This is a genomic window from Algisphaera agarilytica, from assembly GCF_014207595.1.
Taxonomy (GTDB): Bacteria; Planctomycetota; Phycisphaerae; order Phycisphaerales; family Phycisphaeraceae; genus Algisphaera; species Algisphaera agarilytica.
In genome coordinates this window covers 2,663,404-2,684,117 of record NZ_JACHGY010000001.1, presented here as the reverse complement: position 1 = coordinate 2,684,117, position 20,714 = coordinate 2,663,404, and the positions used below count along the sequence as shown (strand labels likewise).

15 protein-coding genes are annotated in these 20,714 nt (G+C 64.5%); 11 read left to right on the top strand and 4 right to left on the bottom strand.

What is annotated here, in order from left to right:
- Positions 1-117: 117 nt before the first annotated feature.
- Positions 118-2,448 (top strand): asparagine synthase (glutamine-hydrolyzing), encoded by a 2,331-nt coding sequence (gene asnB, locus HNQ40_RS11605; RefSeq protein ID WP_184677996.1) that lies wholly within the window; start codon positions 118-120, stop codon positions 2,446-2,448.
- A 63-nt stretch (positions 2,449-2,511) separates the two neighbouring features.
- On the opposite strand, the gene HNQ40_RS11600 is transcribed toward asnB, so the two are convergent.
- Entirely contained in the window at positions 2,512-3,759 is a 1,248-nt protein-coding gene (locus tag HNQ40_RS11600; protein WP_184677995.1) for a class I SAM-dependent methyltransferase, read from the bottom strand.
- 127 nt (positions 3,760-3,886) lie between these two features.
- On the opposite strand from HNQ40_RS11600, the gene HNQ40_RS11595 reads away from it, so the two are divergent.
- Complete coding sequence (locus HNQ40_RS11595) at positions 3,887-5,383, top strand: glycosyltransferase (RefSeq protein WP_184677994.1); 1,497 nt, start codon at positions 3,887-3,889, stop codon at positions 5,381-5,383.
- 133 nt (positions 5,384-5,516) lie between these two features.
- On the top strand, positions 5,517-6,239 hold the full coding sequence (locus HNQ40_RS11590) for a peptidoglycan recognition protein family protein (RefSeq protein ID WP_184677993.1): 723 nt from the start codon (positions 5,517-5,519) through the stop codon (positions 6,237-6,239).
- 135 nt (positions 6,240-6,374) lie between these two features.
- Here the strand turns inward: HNQ40_RS11590 and HNQ40_RS11585 are convergent, their stop codons facing one another.
- Positions 6,375-7,853, bottom strand: a complete 1,479-nt coding sequence (locus HNQ40_RS11585; protein ID WP_184677992.1) for a sulfatase-like hydrolase/transferase — start codon at positions 7,851-7,853, stop codon at positions 6,375-6,377.
- A gap of 667 nt (positions 7,854-8,520) precedes the next feature.
- Positions 8,521-10,629 carry a beta-agarase gene (locus HNQ40_RS11580; RefSeq protein WP_184677991.1) on the bottom strand — a complete coding sequence of 703 codons (2,109 nt, stop codon included), beginning with the start codon at positions 10,627-10,629 and terminating at the stop codon, positions 8,521-8,523.
- Between the two features lie 102 nt (positions 10,630-10,731).
- Between HNQ40_RS11580 and scpB the strand changes: the two genes are divergently transcribed.
- From scpB to HNQ40_RS11540, 8 genes are all read left to right on the top strand, one after another.
- The gene (scpB, locus tag HNQ40_RS11575) at positions 10,732-11,430 is read left to right on the top strand and encodes an SMC-Scp complex subunit ScpB (protein ID WP_184677990.1); all 699 of its coding nucleotides are present in this window, start codon (positions 10,732-10,734) and stop codon (positions 11,428-11,430) included.
- Positions 11,431-11,459: 29 nt separating this feature from the next.
- Positions 11,460-11,933 carry a hypothetical protein gene (locus HNQ40_RS11570; RefSeq protein WP_221435502.1) on the top strand — a complete coding sequence of 158 codons (474 nt, stop codon included), beginning with the start codon at positions 11,460-11,462 and terminating at the stop codon, positions 11,931-11,933.
- A 122-nt stretch (positions 11,934-12,055) separates the two neighbouring features.
- Complete coding sequence (locus tag HNQ40_RS11565) at positions 12,056-13,375, top strand: DUF58 domain-containing protein (protein ID WP_184677988.1); 1,320 nt, start codon at positions 12,056-12,058, stop codon at positions 13,373-13,375.
- Positions 13,375-15,813, top strand: coding sequence for a transglutaminase TgpA family protein (locus HNQ40_RS11560; protein ID WP_184677987.1), 2,439 nt, complete (start codon positions 13,375-13,377; stop codon positions 15,811-15,813). Before HNQ40_RS11565 ends, HNQ40_RS11560 begins: the two co-directional genes overlap by 1 nt.
- A gap of 38 nt (positions 15,814-15,851) precedes the next feature.
- Positions 15,852-16,634, top strand: coding sequence for a glycosyltransferase family 2 protein (locus tag HNQ40_RS11555; protein WP_184677986.1), 783 nt, complete (start codon positions 15,852-15,854; stop codon positions 16,632-16,634).
- A gap of 19 nt (positions 16,635-16,653) precedes the next feature.
- Positions 16,654-17,259: a lipid-A-disaccharide synthase N-terminal domain-containing protein gene (locus tag HNQ40_RS18110; RefSeq protein ID WP_221435501.1), complete on the top strand. Its 606-nt coding sequence runs from the start codon at positions 16,654-16,656 to the stop codon at positions 17,257-17,259.
- 114 nt (positions 17,260-17,373) lie between these two features.
- Positions 17,374-18,411, top strand: a complete 1,038-nt coding sequence (gene thiE, locus HNQ40_RS11545; RefSeq protein ID WP_184677985.1) for a thiamine phosphate synthase — start codon at positions 17,374-17,376, stop codon at positions 18,409-18,411.
- Between the two features lie 161 nt (positions 18,412-18,572).
- Positions 18,573-19,055 (top strand): TFIIB-type zinc ribbon-containing protein, encoded by a 483-nt coding sequence (locus HNQ40_RS11540; protein ID WP_184677984.1) that lies wholly within the window; start codon positions 18,573-18,575, stop codon positions 19,053-19,055.
- Between the two features lie 21 nt (positions 19,056-19,076).
- Here the strand turns inward: HNQ40_RS11540 and rho are convergent, their stop codons facing one another.
- A complete protein-coding gene (gene rho, locus HNQ40_RS11535; protein ID WP_184677983.1) occupies positions 19,077-20,297 on the bottom strand; it encodes a transcription termination factor Rho in 1,221 nt (406 codons plus the stop codon).
- Positions 20,298-20,714: the final 417 nt, after the last annotated feature.

Genomic DNA, 20,714 nt, shown 5'->3' with positions numbered 1-20,714 from the left:
CCCTTCTTTCGTTTCATACCCCACACACCCGCCAACCGAAAGCCCGCAGGTGATCTCCGATCTCCTGCGGGTTTCTTTTATCTCGCATCCCACCCGCAACCGCCGATAACTCATCCCATGTGTGGCATCCTCGGCGTCGTCCAACGCGACCCCCAACTCGAAACGAACCGTGATCGCCTGATCGCCGCCCGCGACACGCTCACCCACCGCGGCCCCGACGAAGCAGGCGACTGGATCGCGCCGGGAATCGCGTTCGCGCACCGCCGGCTCAAAGTGTTGGACCTCACCCACGGCCAGCAGCCCATGCTCGACCAGCCCGCCGAGCCGCGCCACGCGCTCGTCTACAACGGCGAGGTCTACAACTACCGCACCCTCCGCCAATCGCTCGAGCAACAAGGCCATACCTTCGAGGGCGACGGCGACACCGAAGTCCTCTTCGCGGCGCTCAATGCCCAGGGCCCCGACGCCGTGCAGAGCTTCGAGGGCATGTTCGCTATTGCGCACTGGGACCAACACGCCCGCCAGCTCCTGCTCGTCCGCGACCGGCTCGGACAGAAACCGCTCTACTGGCACGACGACGGCAACCAGCTCGTCTTCGCCAGCGAACTCAAGGCACTGCTGCGTTACCTCGACCGCAAGTTCGACATCGACCCCGCAGCACTCGACGAGTTCTTCACCCGCGGCTACATCCTCTCGCCCCGCACCATCTTCCGGGGCATCCACAAACTCCCCGCCGGTTGCCGCTTGCGGCTTAGCGCACGCGACTGGCAGATCAACATCGATCGCTACTGGGATGTCGAAACCTACGACCCTGCCGACGTGCCAACCGATGCTGACGACGCGGTCGAACTGCTCGACGAACTGCTGACCGACGCGGTAAGCAAACGCATGGTCAGCGATGTCCCGCTGGGCTGCCTGTTGTCGGGCGGGATCGACTCGTCGCTCATCACCGCGATCGCCTCGAAAGTCAGCGATTCACCCATTAGCGCGTTCAGCATCGGCTTCGATGAATCCGATGCGCACAACGAGCTCCCCTTCGCCGAGATGGTGGCGAAACACCACGAATGCCAGTGGATTTCGCGCATGGTGCGCGGCGGTGATTCCGGGGGCGATGCCGGGAGCGACTTCCTGAGCGACCTCGACGATGCGCTGCGCTACTTCGATGAGCCCTACGGCAACTTCACCGTCATCGCCCAACGCAAGCTCGCCCAGCTCTGCCGCGAACACCTCACCGTCGTGCTTTCGGGTCAGGGCGGAGACGAACTCGCCGCGGGCTACCCCGGGCGATACAACTGGGTGCTGGAAGCCCCGCAAGACGCCGCGCGTCACGAACACCTGCCGCCCGTCGATCACCTCAACACCTACCTCGGCCGAACCAGCTTCGTGGGTTGGAACGGCGGGCGGGCATCGATGTTCAGCGATGAACTGCGCCACGCCGTGACCGAAGCGCACAGCCCCGCCGACGGCGTCGCGCCGTTCTGGCGCACCTCGGGCGATGCGCTCAACAACGTGTTGTACGCCGACGTGAAAACCAACCTGCCCGACTACCTGGTCACCATCGAAGAGCGCATGACCATGTCGGCCAGCCTCGAAGCACGCAACCCGCTGCTCGATCACGATGTGGTCAACTTCCTCCTCTCGCTCCCGTCCGAGATGAAGGTGCGCGACGGCCAAAACAAGTGGCCGCTCTTCAAGCTCTGCGAACGCTACCTACCCCGCGAAGCCTACGACCGCCCGAAGCGCGGCTTCACCCCACCGCTCGGGCTTTGGCTCGAACAGAACCAATCACAGATCGCCCAGCACTTCCGCGACACCGCCCCGCTGATCGCCGGCGTGTTCGCGCCGCAGTGGCAGGCCTTCCTCGAGACGGGGCAGTCCTCGGCGCAAACGACCATGCCGGTGTACTACAGCCTGGTGCTATCGAAGTGGGCGGAGCACTACGGCGACTACATCAACGCCTGGCCGAGCGAAAACACTTCAAAAACAACGCATTGGCACGCCACACACCGCGAGCAAAGCCCCGCCGCGATCGGCGAGTCGCGGTGGTTCGCCCAGGCGCTGGGCAACTTCGCCGAGGGCAGCACACTGCACCTCGTCGGCGATGACGACGGTCATTTCGGGTGGATCGCTCAGCAGTTGGGTTATTGCGTCACCGATGATGCCGACTGCAACCAACGAGTGTTGCTCGGATTGAAAGCCGCGAGCCAACTGCCTCAACTTCAAATCTCGCAACCCACGACGCTGCTCTGGGTCGCGTTGTTCAGCGGCTCCGAACAAGCCACGATCCAACACGCGCTGCAATCCCTACCCGCCTCGATCACGCCGCAGGGCACGCAGGGTGTTCAGGTGTCGCAAGACCAGGGCGTATTCATCGCCAAGCTCAACGCAACACCATCGGACGGCATTGCATCCGCCCCCGCGTTTGATTTCAATCAACACGTCGCTTAAGCCGCTTGCGGCTTAGCCCAAATCATCATGAATGCGGGGAACCCGCTAAGCCGCAAGCGGCTCTCAACCCTTTTGCGCCACGATGACCAGGTCGCGATAGACGCCGGTGATCTGACCTGTATGCACGACGGTCAAACCGGGCGTCGCGCCGACCTGGCGGACGAGTTCTTCCATCGTGTACTCGAAGCCGTGGTACACGGCATCCGACGAGCCGCCGAACTGCCACGACGGGGTGACGATCAGCGCCTTGCCGCCGGGCTTGAGCACGCGTGAGATCTCACGCAGGATGACGATCGGGTTGGCCAGGTGTTCGATGACGTCGAACAGCGTGACCGCGTCCACACTCTCGTTTTCGCGGGGGATATCGTCGCCGCGACCCAGTTCGAAACGCGGGGCTTTGCCGGGGTATTGCTGGGTGGAGGTCATCTGGCGGGACTGCTCGACACCCTCGGGCTCGGGGTCGATGCCCAGGACTTCGATGCCCTGCTGAGCAAACATGTGCGAGAAGAAGCCGTCGCCGCAACCGACATCCAAGAGCAGGTCGCCTTCGTTGGGGCAGCACTGCTTGGCGGCACTCGCGAGGTGGTGTGCCCGCTTGCGGAAGAAGTCGGCCTTCTGGTAGCTCTCCCACACCAGCGCGCCGCGCTCTTCGTATTTCTCAAACGGCATCGCCGCGGCGTGGTAGCGCACGTTCCACATCAGCCCGTCTTCGAAGTGCTGTTCACGCACCGCGTCCATGTCCGCACAGAACCAATCGAAGCCGAACCGCTCCTGGAACTTCTTCGCTTCGTCTTCCTGATACTCGGGGGTAAACGCGTCGGTCACCAGCACCTGCGGCACGGCCAACACTTTGCGTCCCGTCTGCCGAACAGCAATACCCAAAGCGAGCAAGCCGATCTGTCCCCAACCGAGCAGCGCTTCGCCGCCGACTTCGTCGAAGACTTCTTCGTTCATCACCACGACGCCACCCGCGATCGTGTCGACTTCTTCGGGGAAGCGGTAGGCCTGAGCGGGCACGCCCTTTCCGTGGTGGTGGAAGCCCTTGGGGTGGATGACGAACTCGCCCATCGAGACGATCGAGCCGTCGGGCGCGAGACGCTTGGCACCCACCATGCCGACCTGTCCGCTCATCCCGAGGAAGGCGGCGAGTTCGTCCGGCCAGGTCTCGGTGGGCTGCATGTCCACGGCTGTGCGGTGGCGGATCACCACCACGCCGCCCGCCCGCTGGTGTTCCCAACGCAGCGACGCGGCCTCACCCGCTTCAGTGGACTCAACGGGCGCAGCGGTACCGGCGATCAACGAAGTATTCATGCGGGATTTATCGGTCTCCACGCCCGCTTTTCGCTACTTCACCCGCCGAATCCGGTTCACTCTGCGGCGGTTTGGGCCGCTGCGCCGTGAATCCAGAACCAAGCGGCGGGCCACCGATAAATGAGACATGTCCAACGCGCCGCGTGTCTCGATCCTGATCCCGAATTACAACAACGGCCGGGAGTCGTCGCGCGACCGGGCCGTGGACCTCATCGGGGACCTGCTCGAGTCGCTGCGCGACACCCTGCAACACGAAACCACGCGCTTCGAGGTCATCGCCTACGACGACGGCTCGACCGACGACAGCCTCGCAACGCTGCGCCAGTGGCGCGATGACGGCTTCCTGAAACTCATCGAGGCCGAGCACTGTGGCGTGCTGGCCAAGACGGCGAACAAGCTCGTCGAAGCTTCGCGTGGCGACATCCTCGTCCGCCTCGACGGCGACATCACCGTGCTCACGCCGAATTGGGTCACCAAGCTCTGCGCCGTGTTCGACCAGGGCCCCGCCGAACTCGGCGTTGTCGGCCCCAAGCAACTCACCGACGGCGGCAAGTGGGTCCACAGCTTCGGCGACTTCGTGCTCCACCCCAAGGGCTATCACCACCTGTACCAAGGGGCCGAGCGCAGCCAGGTGCTGCGACCCGCCGAGGTCGATCACGTGATGGGCTGTTTCTACTGCTGCAAGCGTGAAGTCCACGACAAGCTCGGCGGCTACGACGAGAACATCCTCCGTGGACAAACCGTCGAATTTGGCATGCGTGCCCGCCTCGAAGGCTATCGCTGCTTTGCCGTCCCGCACATCGAGTTCATCCACCGCCACTCGCTTCGCGACCTGCGTAACAACCACGCCGACACCGACGGCGGGATCGACTCGGCCCGGCAGTCCTTCATCGACAAGTGGGGGTTCGACCGCCTCTCGGCCGACCTCGATTACGTGCGGCAGCGTTACGCCGGCACCCCCCTGCTCTGGAACCCCGAGGTGTTCGGCCTGCCCGGCGAGGACGCCTACGCCCTCGCCACCGGCCCCCGCCCGACCATCGAGACCTCGCACTGGAAACGCTACGGCGAAGACGCCGCGTTCCGCCAGCAGCTCGACTTCCGCGTCACCATCGCTCGGCAGGTGGCCGGCACCCGTGCTCAGCCCCTGAGCGTCGGCCTCATCGGTGCCAACGACGGCCTGCTCGCCCACCTGCTCGCGCAGCTCGGCATGACGGTCCAGGCCGTGGAGTTGAGCGCAGATCATGTGGCGCTCGGGCAACAATTCCTCGCGGGCAAGACCTATCCCGGGCAGTCGCCCACGTTTACGCACCAGACCGACCCGGGCGTGCTACCCTGGGAAGACGATTCGATGGACCTGGTGTTCTGGCCGCTGGGCATCGACCGCCACCCCAACCCCACGCGGGTGATCGCCCAGGCCCCGCGGGTCATGCGGGACGACGCGGTGTTTGCGGTGGTCGCCCCGACCGACACCTACCTGCCCCACGAGCTGGCGATGCAGGTCCGGGCGATCCATTCCTGGTCGGTGCCCCGTCCGCAGGCCACCACGAACCCGGATCAGCCCACGGTGGTCCTCGCCGCGGCCGATTCCGCGGTATTCCAAACCGCAAAACCCGTCGCGGCCTAGAGCGCAAGGTCCGATATAATGTCAATCTGTTCGATTCTCGACCCCGCGGACCCCGCCCGCCGATAGCATGAACCGTTGGCGTTTTTTGCTTGATCACGCCTGGCTGCCCCGGGAATCTCTTGAGCGACCTGTTATGAATCTTTCCCGACGTGAAATCCTGATCGCCGGCCTCAGCCTCGCGGCCACCGGCTGTGCGACCACGTCTTCGACCAGCAGCCGCTCCGCCGAGCGTGTGGGACCGATTTGGCCCGAAGGCGTCAAGTCCCCGACCCGCGTCTCGCAGACCCACCCGAACTACACCGCCGCCCGCCCGACGCCCGTCCCCGCCAAGGAGTCGGCCACCCAAGCCGTGCCCGGCGTCATCGCCCGCAAGCAGTGGACCCGCCACGGCACCGGCCGCAACGTCAATGCCATGAACGGCGTCAAGAAGATCACCATCCACCACGAAGGCTGGACCCCGGTGACCTTCACCTCCGCGACCGCCGCCTACGACCGCATCGAGAACATCCGCCAGATCCACACCCGCGACCGCGGCTGGGCCGACATCGGCTACCACTACATCATCGACCGCGCTGGCCGTGTCATCGAAGGCCGCCCCATCAAATACCAGGGCGCCCACGTCAGCAACAACAACGAAAACAACCTCGGCATCCTGGTCCTGGGCAACTTCGAAAAGCAGAAGCCCAGCAACGCCCAGGTCAAGAAGCTCGGTGAGTTCACCAAGCAGATGATGGCGACCCACGGCGTCCCCGCCCACGCCGTCCGCACCCACCGCGAAATCAACCCCACGCAGTGCCCCGGCCGCACCCTCCAGGCCCACATCAACCACCTCCGCCGCACCGGCGTGATCGCGTGATCGCTCGGTAGGTCAGGTCTTCGACCTGACACGTGAGTTTTCGATTCCGGGAAACGTCAGTCTGTAGGTCAGGCATGCCTGCCTGACATCAAGCCACAGAAACCTCGCGTCAGGCAAGCATGCCTGACCTACATCTCACGGCTCACTGCGTTCGGGGTCGTCTTTCCACTTGTCGCCCATGTTGAGCATGTGATCGCCTGAGGTGAACACCCAGGTTTTCTGTTTCGCCTTGTTCAGGTTCTCGCCGTATTCCTCAAAGGTCGGCTCGGGCAGGTGGGCGATGTGTTGCAACAAACGCTGCTTCGCCGCTTCGCTCTCGGGCGTGGGCGTGTCGATGCGCTGGTAGTCGAGCATGTCGCCCGACTCAGCGGTCCGCCACATCACGCCGTCCGCGGCGAGGAACCAATCGCGATCGCGAACGAATCGCCACGCGTCGACGTAGCTGTAGATCCACTCGCGGACCGAGTCACTCTCGCCACTCAGCACCGGCACGAAACTCTGGCCGTCGAGTCCTTCGACGTCGGCCGGGTCCAGCCCCGCGAGGTCCATGACGGTCGGATACAGGTCGGAGAAGTCGACCAAGGCCTGGGTGACCTGTCCCGCTTCAACGCCCGGGCCGGCCACGATCAACGGTACGCGTGCGCCGAGTTCGGAGGCAACGTTCTTGCCGTAGCCCTGCGTGGGGTTATCCGAGGTGAAGATGAAGATCGTGTTGTCGGCGATGCCCGCGTCTTCCAGAGCTTTCAGCATGTTGCCGACATACAGATCGATGTGGTGGATCTGATTCGCGATACCCGGCTCGGTCGCTTGCCCCGATCCCGGCGACGTCGGCACGCCAACCCACGGCCGGTGCGGGAGGAACTCGGCGTAGTACAGGAAGAACGGCTGATCGCCGTGGTCCCGGGTGATGAACTCGAGGGCGTAGTCGTGCACCTCGTCCGGCCCGAAGGTTTTCTCATCGCTGGGTTGGATCTTGCCATCTTTCACCAACGCGGGGTACCAGTAGATCGACGGCGAGATGTACCCGCCCGTGGTCACTTCTTCGCGTGACGGGAACAGCTTGTCGGGATCCTTCCAGCCGAACCACGGCCCGGTCCAGACATCGAAGTAGGTCCGCCCGAAGTAACCCGCGTAGCCGAGGTGTTCGTCGAACCCCGCGCCGGGCTCGTCCGGCAAACCCGGCAGCATCCACTTGCCCGCGAGCGCGGTCCGGTAGCCGCTGTCCGCCAACGTCTGGGCCATCGACGGGTGCTTCACGAAGAAGTCATCGTCTGGCAGCTTCAGGCTGTTGCTCAGTTGCCCGGTGTTGATGCCGTACTTGCCGGTCATCAGCAGCGCCCGCGTGGGGGCGCAAAGCGGGGTCGCCCAGCCCGTGGTAAACGTCATGCCGTGGTCCGCGAGGCGTTGCACGCTCGGCGTGTCGAACGCCGCGGGACGCTCGGCCGTGCCGTAAGGCGAAAACTCGCCGGGGCTCGCGTCGTCGAGCATGAACAGGATGATGTTGGGTCGCTTCTCGGGAGCGGCCGAAGCCGCCGTCACCATCAGCCCCACCAAGAACATGGCGGCCAGCCCACGAAACCGGAAAACACACGCGAGACGAGACAGAGCATTCATGATGACAGACCTGATAGGGAAAGGAATCAGCGAAACGGCCTGAGATTTTAGCCTTAATCCGCCATTCGAAGTAGGTCAGGTCTTCGACCTGACACCCACAACCCGTACCAACCCCGACGGCGTCAGGTCGAAGACCTGACCTACAAGACGACGACCAGCGTGGCGTAGCCACGCGGCTATTGCGCAACCCAAGCCCCTAAGCCCCCAACACCCAAGCCCCTAATTTCCAAAGAGCGAACGCCCGGCTCAACCCCGCCACACGCATCGGCCCGTGTCGCGCGGTTCACTTCAAGCCAACGTCCTCGACCCGCGTGCGGGGGGTGGCCGCGCGATTACGCCACGGTCCATCGTGTCTGTTGTCGGCAAGGTGACTCACCGACGAACGCCGAAACCCCCACGCTTCAAAACGCGAGCCCGGCCCTCCCCACGCATCTCACGAGACGGTCCTTGCCTTTAACCGTCCCGCCGCCGCGGGGTGCCGAAAACATCTCCCTCCTATAGGGGGCAGCGTGTCACGGTTGTGCGCACCGCAGCGACACGCGAATCGCTAACTCGCCGCAGCGACTGGCGATAGACGGGTGAAATTTTTTTAAATCGTCCGGCTCCCGCACGACCGGCCGTGCGCACGCAGACGTCGCTCCGATGAATCGCAAAACGATCGGCCGCTCTAGTTCGAGCGCTGGTACATCTCGTGGTCGTGCGTCTGGTGATCGAGCTTGGGCGTGGGCGGGGGCTGGTGCAATTGGTCTTTCACGGCCGCGCTGTGCCGGGTCGGATAGAGCGCGTGGCCAACCTCGGTCACGGCCTGGGTCAGTTCGGGGAAGGGCTTGTCGGCGAGGTCGATGAGGCCCACGTTGTAGTTCTCGCCGTCGCCGCGGCCCGTCGGGGGCTGGTCGGCGTACTGGAACCAGTGGGTGCCGACGATGAACGGGTTGTGCAGGGCCGAGTGGAGGTAGGTCTTGTATTTTTCGGCCCGCTCGGATTGCGAGACAGCGGCCAGGATGCCGACGTGGAGACTCCCGCGGTCCAGAGCCCCGAAGTGGAACTCGCTGATGACCATCGGCTTGTCCACGCCTTCGGGCAAACCAACCTCGGCGACATCGGGCTGATACTTGTTGAAACTCAACACATCGGCGTAACGCGCCGCGGTGCGCGTGACGATGTCGCTGATCGCCCAGGCCAACCGGCAGCCCAGGTACATCGTGTCGGGCGCAACCGCCTTCATCTCTTCGTACACCGTTGCAAAATACGTCTCGACAGTCTTGGTGTAGAAGTCGATGAGGTCGTCCCAAGCCATGGTGCTGTCGGGCGGCTGCGTGCATTGCCGCAACGCGTCCCACGAGGCGTGATTCGTATCCCATTGCGCGTTGAGCGCATCGATGGTGGTGTACTTCGCATAGAGATCTTCAATGAAGACGTGCTTGGCGGGTTGGTCGGCGGGCCCGGCGAGGGTGGCCAGAGCCAGCGAGGCATCCGCGCCCCAGGAGAGCTCGTTCTCGATGAAGAAGCCGATGCACCACGGATCGGCTGCGGCGTGGGTGTGTCTGGCCAGCGCGTCACGGAGAGCGCTGCGGAAGCCGGGGTCGAAGACATCGTGGAACTTGCCCCAGTAGCCCTTGGAGGCCTCGAGCTTGCGGGTGTCTCGGACCCAGACGGTTTCGGTGTAGGGGGTTTTGCCTTGTCGGCAGAGCTCGGGGTCCGAAGCGATCGCGAGGGTGTTCATGCCCCACGAACGCATGCGGGCGTGGGTGGTGGCGTAGAAAGTTTCGCGCCAGCCGGGGCCGTGCTTTTGGTAGAGGTTGGAGCCGGTGAAGTTGTAGGTGCGGTAGCGGTCGAGGGTTTGGTAATGGCCGTGAGAAGCGCGGCCGGCGTTGCCGTAGAACTCGGCGAAGTCGGAGTCTTCGGGCGGGAGCCACTCGAAGTAGTCTTCGCGATCGGTGATGCCGGTGTTGGCGGTGGCGGCGTGGACACAGCAGGCACCGTGCGACCAGAACAGCCGGCCCTCGGGGTCGACCAGCCACCAGGCGTCGTTGCGTTTCTCGGCGCGGAAGCGTCCGGTGGCTTGGAGTTGAGGTCCCTCGGCCCATCCGCCGTAGGCATCGAAATGTGCGGGCCCGGGGTGTTGTTCAAGTTGCTTCCGTTCTTCACGGGCGGCTTGTTGGAGGTCATCAACCGACAACGTTTTGCCCGGCCAGTGGTCGTGTTTGTATTGCCCGAAGCGATCGATGAACGGGAAGAAGCCCTCGGCCGATCGGTGCTGCACCGGGTTGGTCGCACGGATGTGAGAGATGGCCAGCTTGTGTGGGTGCGCGGGGTGGTTGAGCGTCAGCCGGAGCTGCGGGATGGACGAGAGGTCGGCCCGCGGTTGGCCGGGGCCGGCCCGCATCGCGAGGAACTCGACGGGCGTGGTGAAACGCCAGGGGGTGGGCACGAGGTCTTTGGCGATGGTCCGGGATTCACCCGGCGGGAGGTGGACGCGGTGCTCCATCTGCCAGGCCTGCATCGCGTCGGCGGGATCGCCGACCTTGAAGATGAGTTCTGCGGGGTGTTCGCCGAGGTTGGCGACGTGGAGCTTGACGCACTGGTAAGGGTCGAGGTCCCAGGGTTGGCCGTCTGGGGCATGGAGCGTGATGCCCGGGCTGGGGGAGGTGTTGGCGGTGTCGATCTGCAGGCCGTCGCCGTCGGCTAACTGAACCGCGGCGTCGTGTGTCGTGACACGGGCCAGGTCGAAGTCGGAGGTGAACCGAAAGAGCGGCATGGAATCAGGGGTGGCCATGTCCGAAACGTAGCAGAAAACATGGCCCCGTCGCACGATGGGGCGGAGAAGTGGACTATCGCCGCATCCGCCCATGCTTGGCGATTGAAGTACAATCCCGCTATGCCAGAAAATGAGCAAGCCACCACGGAAGAGTCGTCTACGCCGGAGTCTGAAGAGGCCGTCGAAACCGAAGCCTCTACGCCGAGTGAGGATGGATCGGCAGAGGAATCTGCGGAGGAGGTCGAGGCCGAGGCGGCGGAGCAGGCCGAGCCGATCGACGTGGACATGGATGAGATCACGCCGAAGGTCGAAGCGGCGCTGCTGACCAGCGAGCGGGCGATGACGTCGGGCAAGATCGCCGAGGCGTTGGGATTGAACTTCCCCGGCGGGACCAAGCCCGTGAACGAGGCGATCGCTCGGCTCAACGGCGAGTACGAAGAGACCGGCCGGGCGTTCCGCATCGAGCAGGTCGCGGGCGGGTGGCAGGTCATGACGCTGCCCGAGTACGCGGATGTGTTGGCGGCGCTGCACAAGACCAAGGCGCAGTCGAAGCTGAGCCCGGCGGCGATGGAGACGCTGGCGATCGTGGCGTACAAGCAGCCGGTGCTGCGGGTCGACCTCGAAGCGATCCGCGGCGTGGCGTGCGGCGAGACGCTGCGTTCGCTGATGGAGCGCCACCTGGTGAAGATCGTCGGGCGTGCGGAAGAGATCGGCCGGCCGATGCTGTACGGCACGACGAAGCAGTTCCTGGAGATCTTCGGGCTCGCGTCGCTGAAGGATTTACCGAAGGTGGAAGAGCTGCGGCAAGGGGGAGCGTGATGGTGGATTTGGGATTTGGGATTTCGGATTTGGGCCGTAAGGCGGCGATGCTTTTCGTGGCGGGGTTGTTGGTCGTGTTGGTGGGGTGCTCGCCGTATCGGTTGCAGGGGGTGGTCGTGGCGGGCGAGATGCCGGGGGTTGAGGTCGTGAACCAAAACGACCCGCGCTTGGCGGGGACGGGGGGCGGCGTGGCGGGTGCGTCGCTGGTGGTGCTGCTTGACCCCGAGCGTCTTTCGCCGAAGCGGGTCGGCGAGGGCCACACCGATGCCGATGGCAGGTTCGCTTTGCCGATCGATACGTTCGGCGCGGGCGCTTTGATGTTGGACATCGAGTTGCGTGCGAGCCGGCCGGGCTACCTTTCGGTCTCAGAACGGATGCAACTGCCCGGCGGGAACCAGCGGGTCATTATCACCGTGCTACGCGGCGATGACCCCCAGAAGTTCGAGTCGGACGACATCCTGCGGGACACGCTGCGGGAAGCGGAGCCTTTCCTGCGAGACTAGTTGCGGGATGGTGCTTCGATCAATGCTTACCGGCTCGAATTGAATAACAGCCCCACGCCATCTGCCCCATTTTTTGTGACACCGAACCTTTCGCCCACGCCCGCAACGTGGATAATGTTCGCATGGCGTCATCGCGGACACGCATACGACTGGGCTCGGGCGGGGTGTTGTACCTGCTGGTGTCGGGCGTGATCCTGGCGTCGGCGATCTACACCCAAGCCAACCTGTTGTTCTGGGGCTTCGGGCTGATGGTCGGCGGGATGATCATCTCGGTCTGCATCGCGGCGATCTCGTTGAGGGGATTGGAAGTCACGCGCGTGGTGTCGTCGCATTGCGCGGCGGGCGAGGCGCTGCCGTTAGGTTACGAACTGCATAACCGGTCGTGGCTGCCGATGTTCTCGGTCGTGTTGCAGGAAGGCTGGGGCTCGGGCTTGGCGGGATGGAAGTCGGAGGGCCCCGCGTCGGGCGCAGGGATCGATCAGATGCTCGGCGGGCCGCCGCAGGCCTGGGTGCTACACGTCGGCGCGGGCCAGGTCACCCAGACGCAAGCCCCCTGCCGACCACGGCGGCGCGGGAAGCTGACGTTTGAACGCATCGAAGCTTCGACATCGTTCCCGTTCAGCGTGCTGCGGAAGTCGGTGACCTTCGAACAGACCGACGAGGTGCTGGTGTTTCCATACCTCTACCGCGTCCGGCGTCAGCTACTGACCCAGCTGGCAACCACCGAGGGGGAAGGCAAGCACGTGGAGGAGCGCCCCGGGGGTACCGAAGAATTCTTCGGCCTGCGTGAGTACCGACCCGGGGACAGCCCCCGGATGATCGACTGGAAGCGTACCGCCAAAACGGGTGAACTCGTTGCCCGGGAACTGACTACACCGCGCCCGCCGAGCCTTTCGCTGGTGCTGGACCTGCGTGAGACGCCGCCGATGAGTGTCGGCGGCAAACGGCAAACCAAGCAGGGCCTGGTCGAGGACGCGGTGAGCGGGCGGCAGCTCGAAGAACGCGCGGTCAGCCTGGCCGCGTCGCTGATCTGCGACGCGTATCTGCGAGGGTTCAGGGTGGGGCTGCGTGTCTTGGGCCCGGAGTGTCCGACCTTCCGCGCCCGCCACAGCCTGCTGCACCGCACGCAGCTGCTCGAAGCGTTAACGGAGATGGACCTTGCGCAAAAGGACCAAAACCTGTCCGGGGCCGACACCCTTCAAAGAACGGCGGTGGTGATCTGGCCCGGGCGGGGCTCGACGCCCTCCGTCGGCGGACGCGGTGGCAACGGCGGCGGCCCGACCGTTTTGGGAGCGGCGGATTTCGATCGCTACGTCACCAACGCCACAGACCTGGCCGCGCTGGACCAAGCCACCTCGCGGAACACTCTTGCCGCCAAACGATCGGAGCTGAGTGGTTCCCTCGCGACCGCTGCCGTGGCCACTGCCCGGGGGGGTGAGTGATGAATACCGCGTTGTTGTTTCGTCGGCTGGTGTTTGCTCAGGTGCTTCTGGGCATCGTCGCGTCGTGTATGGCCGAGCGCAACCCCGGGCTGCTGCTGATCACCGGGGCGATCGGGGCGATGTCCTGGTACATCACCGAGGGGCCGCGGGGCAAGACGATCCCGCGTTGGCTGGTCAACGCCGGTGCCCTGGTCGCGGTGGGCTGGCTGGTTGTCGAACTGATGACGCAGCGAAGCTACGTCGTAGCGGCGATGGGCCACTTCACCATGGCGCTGCAGCTGTTGATGTTGTACGCCCACAAAAACGACCGCGAGTATTCGCAGCTCCTCGTGCTGAGCCTGCTGCAGATGATCGGGGCCAGCGTGTTGTCGGTCTCGATGATCTACGGCATCTTCCTGGCGATTTACTGCACGTTGGCGCTGGCAACGGTGTTGATGTTCCACCTGACCTCGACAGCCGACCGTGTTCACCAAGCGAACCTAGCCGCCGCCCCCGACGGCCAAGCGCCGCCCCGCCCGAACACCTGGGCGGGTCCGGGAGCACGGAGGCAGCTTCGCTACTTCGGTTTGGTGATCGGATTGGTGTGCGGGCTGGTCGCGTCAGCGGTGTTTGTCACCATGCCGCGTACCGGTAAGTCGCCGATCGATATCGGCTCTTCACAAAGCCTGAATGCCCCCAAACAGACCGGCTTCAGTAACACCGTCCGCCTAGGCGGCGGGCCGATCGGTACGGGCTCGCGTGAACCGATGCTCAACCTCAAGCTCAAAACGCACGGCCAGTCGATCGGCTGGGAAGATGATCCATGGCTCGTACGCGGCGCGGCCCTGGATGCCTACAACACCGAGACCCACACGTGGTACCGCTCGCAATTCGCCATCGCCAGTGACCGCATCACCAAAATCACCACGCTCAACAAACAAGTCGAGCAAATCGCAAAGGAACTCAATCAAACCGGCGTATACACCGCAGAGATCGCCCTACGCGACTCGCGCCAACGCACGATTTTCAGCGTGGTCCCCGTTCCGATCCGCCGCGGATCTCAGGGATTCTTCCTCACCCACTTCGATTCCGATAGCCTGATCGATGTCGCATTCAGCGCGATCGACCATCAGCTACGGGCTACCGAATCGATCGTTGGGGCTGCAACCTATCGTCTGAGTTGGCCATCCCCCATGCGGTTGCCCGCCCTCGACGGCGAGTCAACAGCACCATTGGAACCGGGTGTGCCTCCCAGCATCGATGACTTGTCCGAGGATCTGCTCCCACGTCCTCTGGACCAGATGATAGACCACCGTAGTTATTCGCTGTACGGCGGTGAAGACGCAAGCAACCCCAGCACGCCGGAGATCAACAAAGACAACTACTCTCGTCTATGGGAAGTCGAAACCGAAAAAGTGAGGAACATGGCTTTGCGGATTATCCGCGAGGCCGGTCTCGACCGTGACCCCGAAGCCCGCCACACGCCGGACGACCTGAACATCACCATGGTTCTGGCCGAGTACCTCCGTGCCCGGTACGCCTACGACCTGGCCAACCCCCCGGCTCGCAAGGGTGAGGACCCACTCATCTCGTTCCTCTTCGAAACCCGGCGGGGCCACTGCGAGTTGTTCGCCTCGGGCTTGGCGGCGCTGTGTCGATCTATCGGTATCCCCGCCCGGGTCATCACCGGCTTCCGCGCCAGCGAATTCAACGCCCTCGGCGGGTACTACGTCGTCCGCCAATCCAACGCCCACGCCTGGACCGAAGTCGACGGCGGCCCCGGCATCGGCTGGCGCACCTTCGACGCCACCCCGCCGGACCGGGTCGAAGCCGAGCACTCCGCCCCCGAGGGCTTCTTCGCCTCGGTCCGCGAGTTCTACGAGCACATCGAGTTCGCGTGGATCCGCAGCGTCGTCGCGTTCGACCGCCAGACCCAGGAAGACGTCATCCACCAGGTCACCGACACCGTCCGCACCACGAGCCGAGACGGACTGGCCGGCTTCAAACAGTTCATTCAACGAATGAAAAACCTGCCCGGTGAGATGCAACTGGGTTACCTCGAGCTGTTCGCCGCCGGGCTGTGCATCGTCGGCCTGCTGATCGCTTCGGGCATCATGTTGCGTCTGTTCCTCTCACGGCGGCGACGGATTCTGCGGCTGCAACTCACCACCCTGCCCGCCCCGCAACGACGAGGCCTCAGCCGACGCCTGCGCTTCTACCTCATCATGCTCGACATCCTCGAACGGCACGGCTTCCACCGGCCCGACTGGCAGTCCCCCGCGAGCTTCGCCCAGGAGCTCGCCGAAGCCAACCCGATGCGGTTCGACCCCGTCGTCGCCCTCACCGATCTGTTCTACGAAATCCGCTTCGGCCACCGCCCGCTTGACGCCGACCGCAAACGCCGGATCCGTGCCCACCTCAAGCACCTCGAACACTCGATCGCGGATAACTCTGTCTGACCTCAGCACAGCACACCGGCTGGGTTTACACTCTCCGCATGGCTGACGCCCAACCTTCTTCGCCAGCACCCGATACACCCGAGTACGACCTCGCGGTGGTCGCACCCGCGCTCAATGAAGCGGGCAACCTCACGCCCCTGGTCCAGCAGATCGCCCAGGCCTTCAGCGCCACCGGCAAGAAGTTCCAGATCGTCATCGTAGACGACGGCTCGACCGATACCACGCCCGACGAGCTCGCGTCGCTCAAGACCGAGTTCCCCATGCTCACCACCGTTCGGCACGACACGCCCCAGGGCCAGTCCGCCTCGATGCGGGCCGCGATCCATGCCGCGAGCGCCCCGATTATCTGCACGCTCGATGCCGACCTGCAGAACGACCCCGCCGACCTGCCGCGGATGGTCGAGCTGCTGATCGCCGAGGACGCCGACCTCGTGCAGGGCGACCGCTCGGCCAACCGCCAGGACCACGCCTTCCGCAAGATCGCCTCCATCGTCGGCCGATACGCCCGCAAGCTCATCGTCGGCGACGGCGCCCGCGACACCGGCTGCGGCACCCGCGCCCTCAAGGCCGAGATGGCCCGCCGCCTGCCGCTCCACCGCCCAGGCATGCACCGCTTCATCCCCGCCTGCGCCGCGGGCTTCGGCGGCAAGGTCGTCGAGACCGCCGTCAACCACCGCCCCCGCCACGAGGGCAAGACCAAGTACGGCACCGGGCTGCTCAAGCGCGGCATCCCCGGCCTGCGCGACTGCTTCGCCGTCCGCGGCATGATCCGTGAAGCCAAGCGCAACCCCGCCTCGGCTTCAACCGCCGCCACGCCCTGACTCAACCCCGATCCACCATATGCCTCACCTCCTCGCCCCCCTGCTGCTCGCGCTGTCGCTGATGATCGTGCCCGCGTCGGGTCAGGCCCCCGCCACGATCGATGCCGACAGCGAAGACGTGAAGACCCTGAACTTGCAGGGCCGGATCGGCGACCTGGAATTGGTGCGTGAGGGCGACGAGCTGCGCGTCCAGCACAACGGCCACACCCTCAGTGCGGACGAATACCTGGCGATGATCGAGATGCAGCAGCAGCGTCGCGACGCGGGCGGGCCGTTGTTCAAGCTGTTCAACATCACCACCGCGTTCGGAATCCTGTGGGTCGCCATCGGCCTGCTCGGACAGGTGCTGTTCACCGGGCGGATGGTCGTGCAGTGGATCGTCAGCGAGAAAGAAAAGCGATCGATCGTTCCGCCGATCTTCTGGTACATGAGTCTGGCGGGGGCGACGATGCTCATGATCTACTTCATCTGGCGGAAAGACATCGTCGGCGTGTTGGGCCAGTCGACGGGTTGGTTCATCTACGCACGGAACGTGGCGTTGCTGCGCAAGACCCGGGTCACGGTGACGCGTTCGGCGGCCGCCTCGGATGAGACGGATGACCACACTTTAGCCCCGGGTCAATGACCCGGGGTGCCGCGGGTTGCGATACTTGAGGCGAATGTTCAATGACACGCCCCCGGGTCATTGACCCGGGGCTAAAGTCGAAGCGGTTACCCGATTGTTTTACACTTCCAAGCCATGCCCGCTGTGTTACGCATCCTCGACGCCAACGCCAACCGTGCCCGTGAAGCCTTGCGGGTGATGGAGGATGCGGTGCGTTTCCTGCTGGATGACGCGGGGTTGGCCGAGCCGATCAAGCAGCTGCGGCATGATCTCGCCCAGGCGTTGGCGGGGATTCCCAATCTGCAGGCCCACCGCGACACGCCCGGGGATGTCGGGACCACAATCACCACACCCGCCGAGCAATCGCGGGCCGGGGTCGCAGACGTCGCGCTCGCCGCGGGCAAACGGCTGAGCGAGGCGCTGCGTTCGATCGAAGAGTTCGCCAAGACACTCCCGACCGATCAGGCGGGTGTGGCATCCGCGGTTGAGCAATTGCGTTACCGCGGCTACGAGATCGAGCAACAACTCAACGCGGCGTTGTCTTCCACACGCGCCAAGCAGTGGCGGGTATGCCTGCTGCTGACCGAGTCGCTCTGCAAGCTGCCTTGGCTGGATGTGCTGGACCAAGCGCTCGACGCCGGCGTCGACTGTGTACAGCTGCGAGAAAAAGACCTCGAGGCCAGCGAACTGCTCGACCGCGCCGCCACGGTTGTCGAGCGTTGCCACCAGGCCAACTCCACCGCGATCATCAACGACCGCCCCGACATCGCCTTCGCCAGCGGAGCGGATGGCGTACACCTGGGCCAGACCGACCTGCCGGTCGCCGCGGTGCGGAAACTCGTCGGCCACCAACTGCTCGTCGGCGTCAGTACCTCAAACCTCGACCAGGCCCGCGCTGCCAAAGCTGCGGGTGCCGACTACGTCGGCGTCGGCCCGATGTTCCCCACCACCACCAAGCACAAGCCCGTCCTCGCCGGCCCCGCCTACCTCCGCGAGTATCTTGCCGACGAGCGAGTCCAACGCATGCCCCACCTCGCCATCGGCGGCATCACGCCCGACAACCTGCCCAAGCTCATGGACGCTGGTGTCCAAGGCATCGCGGTCAGTTCGGTGATCTGCGCGGCTGAGCAACCCGGCAAGGTCGCTTTGCGTCTGTTGCAAGAATGGGACTAAGCCAACGCCAATCATTTCCTTTGGGGGTTGCGCGTGTTGCACACTATGCGTGAAAGGAAAGAACGATGCGCTGCCCCATCCACCCGAACACGGCCCTCGAACACCACGTTATAGAACCCGGAATCACGGTTAAGAAGTGCCCGAAGTGCGGGGGCATCTGGATGCCCATGGCCGCGTATTGGTCGTGGCGCAAAACCCTCGAAGCGCCGCTGCCCAACCTCGATGCCGAGCAAGGCGGCAACGATGTCGAGCTCATCGATTCCGAAGCGGGTAAACGCTGCCCGTTCGACGGCGCTTTCCTCATCCGCCACAAGGTCGGGCACGGCATCGACTTTCACATCGACCGCTGCGGCCGGTGCGGCGGCGTTTGGCTCGACGCAGGTGAATGGGAAGAACTGCAGCGACGCCAGATGCACGACGACCTGCATCTGATCTTCACTTCATCGTGGCAAGCGGAAGTCCGTCGGCAAAGACGAACCAAGGCCGAGGAAGACCTTTTGGTCCGTCGTTTGGGTAACTCGGATTACAAGAAAGCGGTCGAAACCAAGCGTTGGATCGATTCTCACAAAGAGAATGAAACGCTGCCGGCTCTGCTGGGCTTTTTGCTGGATGGGATCGGCGGGATCGGGGAGTTGTTGCCTTAACCCAGACAACACATCAGTGTTTTACGCCGGGGCCTTGGTCTTGCTCTCGGTGTCACCCACGAGCGCACCATTGGTCTCGAAGCGTTCGAGGGCCCGCAGCAGCTGATCGATCTGCGTGACCGGCTGCATCTGCTGCAGGCGGCGGCGGAGCTGCGTCACGGTGTTGAGCTCGGCGTCAGACATCAGGAGGTTCTCGTTCCGCGTGCCGGACGCGGCGAGGTCCATCGCGGGGAAGGTGCGCTGCTCGGCGATCTTGCGGTCGAGGATGAGCTCCATGTTGCCGGTGCCCTTGAACTCTTCGAAGATCACCTGGTCGCCGCGGCTGCCGGTGTCGACGAGCGCCGTAGCGATGATGGTGAGCGAGCCGCCCTCTTCGAACTTGCGGGCGCCGCCGAAGAGCTGCTTGGGGATGGACAGCGCGCCGGCGTCGAGGCCGCCGGAGAGGGTCCGGCCCGTGCCGGCGAGGTTGGGGGCGGTGTTGAACGCCCGGCCGATGCGGGTCAGCGAGTCGAGCAGCACCACGACGTCACGGCCCATCTCGGCGTGACGCTTGCAGCGCTCCAGCGCCAGCATCGCCAGGCCGACGTGGCGCTCGATGGGGTGGTCGTTGGACGAGGCCCAGACGGTGCAGGGCACGTTGCGGCGGAAGTCGGTGACCTCTTCGGGCCGTTCGTCGATCAAGAGCGCGTACACCTCGGTGTCGGGGTGGTTGCGGCTGATGGCGGTGGCGATCTGTTGGAGCAGCGTGGTCTTACCGGCCTTGGGCGGGGAGACGATCATGCCGCGGGTGCCGTAGCCGATGGGGCAGAACAGGTCGATCAATCGGCATGACGGCGGGCAGCCGGGGTACTCCAGCGTCAGCCGGGGCGAGGGCATGACGGTGGTGAGGTCTTCGTAGGTTTTGTACTCGCCCATCTCTTCGACGGGCACGCCGTCGACGGAGATGATGTCCTTGGCCCGGCAGGCTTTCGGGTCGATGGCGTTGGCCTTGGGGCGTTTTTTCTTCTTGCCCTTGCCGCCGCCGGACTGGCCGTTGTTCTTGGGGTTGGAGCCGCCGACGGGTTTGCCGAGGGTGACTTCGAGTTCGAGCCCCGGTCGGAGGTTGTACTTCTGGATGAGGTGCGCCGCGACCACGGGGTCGGTGGGCTCAGAGACGTAGGTGTCGGTGAGTTGGCGGAGTCGCCCGTCGGACTTGTTGGACATCTCGAGGATGCCGCGCGCGGTCTGAGGTTCGTTGCTCATCGGATTCTTCTTGCCCCGTGTCCTTAACACTCATGGGCCGGGGATGCGGGGCACACCACGGCCGTTTTTGATTGTCGCGGGGCAGGTTCGGGCGTCGAGACGACTCGATCGCGGGAGACGTACCCCGATGCGTCCGGGTGGGCCCGGTCGCGGTGTCGGCAGAGGGCCGACATGAGCTGTGTCATGTTTCATCCCAGGGTCGGAGCGGCGGCCGGGCCTCCTGCCCAATCGTCTACACCGATCCCAAACAACCTCTCCAGCTTGGCCAACCAATCCCGGACAGAGCGCCCGAGTTGGCCGTGGCGGCCGATCCTTGAATCTTGCTGAATCCGGTCGGTGTCAGAGAACAACCTTTCGTACAGCCCGACAGACCCGATAGGGTCGGTTCCTCAGAACCCGTGTGCTGGACCGTCAAAG

Bases quoted from the DNA above. Each gene is read 5' to 3' on its own strand.
- HNQ40_RS11595 (WP_184677994.1), top strand. From the start codon at position 3,887: ATGTCCAACGCGCCGCGTGTCTCGATCCTGATCCCGAATTACAACAAC.
- rho (WP_184677983.1), bottom strand. From the start codon at position 20,297: ATGAGCAACGAACCTCAGACCGCGCGCGGCATCCTCGAGATGTCCAAC.
- HNQ40_RS11565 (WP_184677988.1), top strand. From the start codon at position 12,056: ATGGCGTCATCGCGGACACGCATACGACTGGGCTCGGGCGGGGTGTTG.
- HNQ40_RS11580 (WP_184677991.1), bottom strand. From the start codon at position 10,629: ATGGCCACCCCTGATTCCATGCCGCTCTTTCGGTTCACCTCCGACTTC.
- HNQ40_RS18110 (WP_221435501.1), top strand. From the start codon at position 16,654: ATGCCTCACCTCCTCGCCCCCCTGCTGCTCGCGCTGTCGCTGATGATC.
- asnB (WP_184677996.1), top strand. From the start codon at position 118: ATGTGTGGCATCCTCGGCGTCGTCCAACGCGACCCCCAACTCGAAACG.
- HNQ40_RS11560 (WP_184677987.1), top strand. From the start codon at position 13,375: ATGAATACCGCGTTGTTGTTTCGTCGGCTGGTGTTTGCTCAGGTGCTT.
- thiE (WP_184677985.1), top strand. From the start codon at position 17,374: ATGCCCGCTGTGTTACGCATCCTCGACGCCAACGCCAACCGTGCCCGT.
- HNQ40_RS11555 (WP_184677986.1), top strand. From the start codon at position 15,852: ATGGCTGACGCCCAACCTTCTTCGCCAGCACCCGATACACCCGAGTAC.
- HNQ40_RS11540 (WP_184677984.1), top strand. From the start codon at position 18,573: ATGCCCATGGCCGCGTATTGGTCGTGGCGCAAAACCCTCGAAGCGCCG.
- scpB (WP_184677990.1), top strand. From the start codon at position 10,732: ATGCCAGAAAATGAGCAAGCCACCACGGAAGAGTCGTCTACGCCGGAG.
- HNQ40_RS11590 (WP_184677993.1), top strand. From the start codon at position 5,517: ATGAATCTTTCCCGACGTGAAATCCTGATCGCCGGCCTCAGCCTCGCG.
- HNQ40_RS11600 (WP_184677995.1), bottom strand. From the start codon at position 3,759: ATGAATACTTCGTTGATCGCCGGTACCGCTGCGCCCGTTGAGTCCACT.
- HNQ40_RS11585 (WP_184677992.1), bottom strand. From the start codon at position 7,853: ATGAATGCTCTGTCTCGTCTCGCGTGTGTTTTCCGGTTTCGTGGGCTG.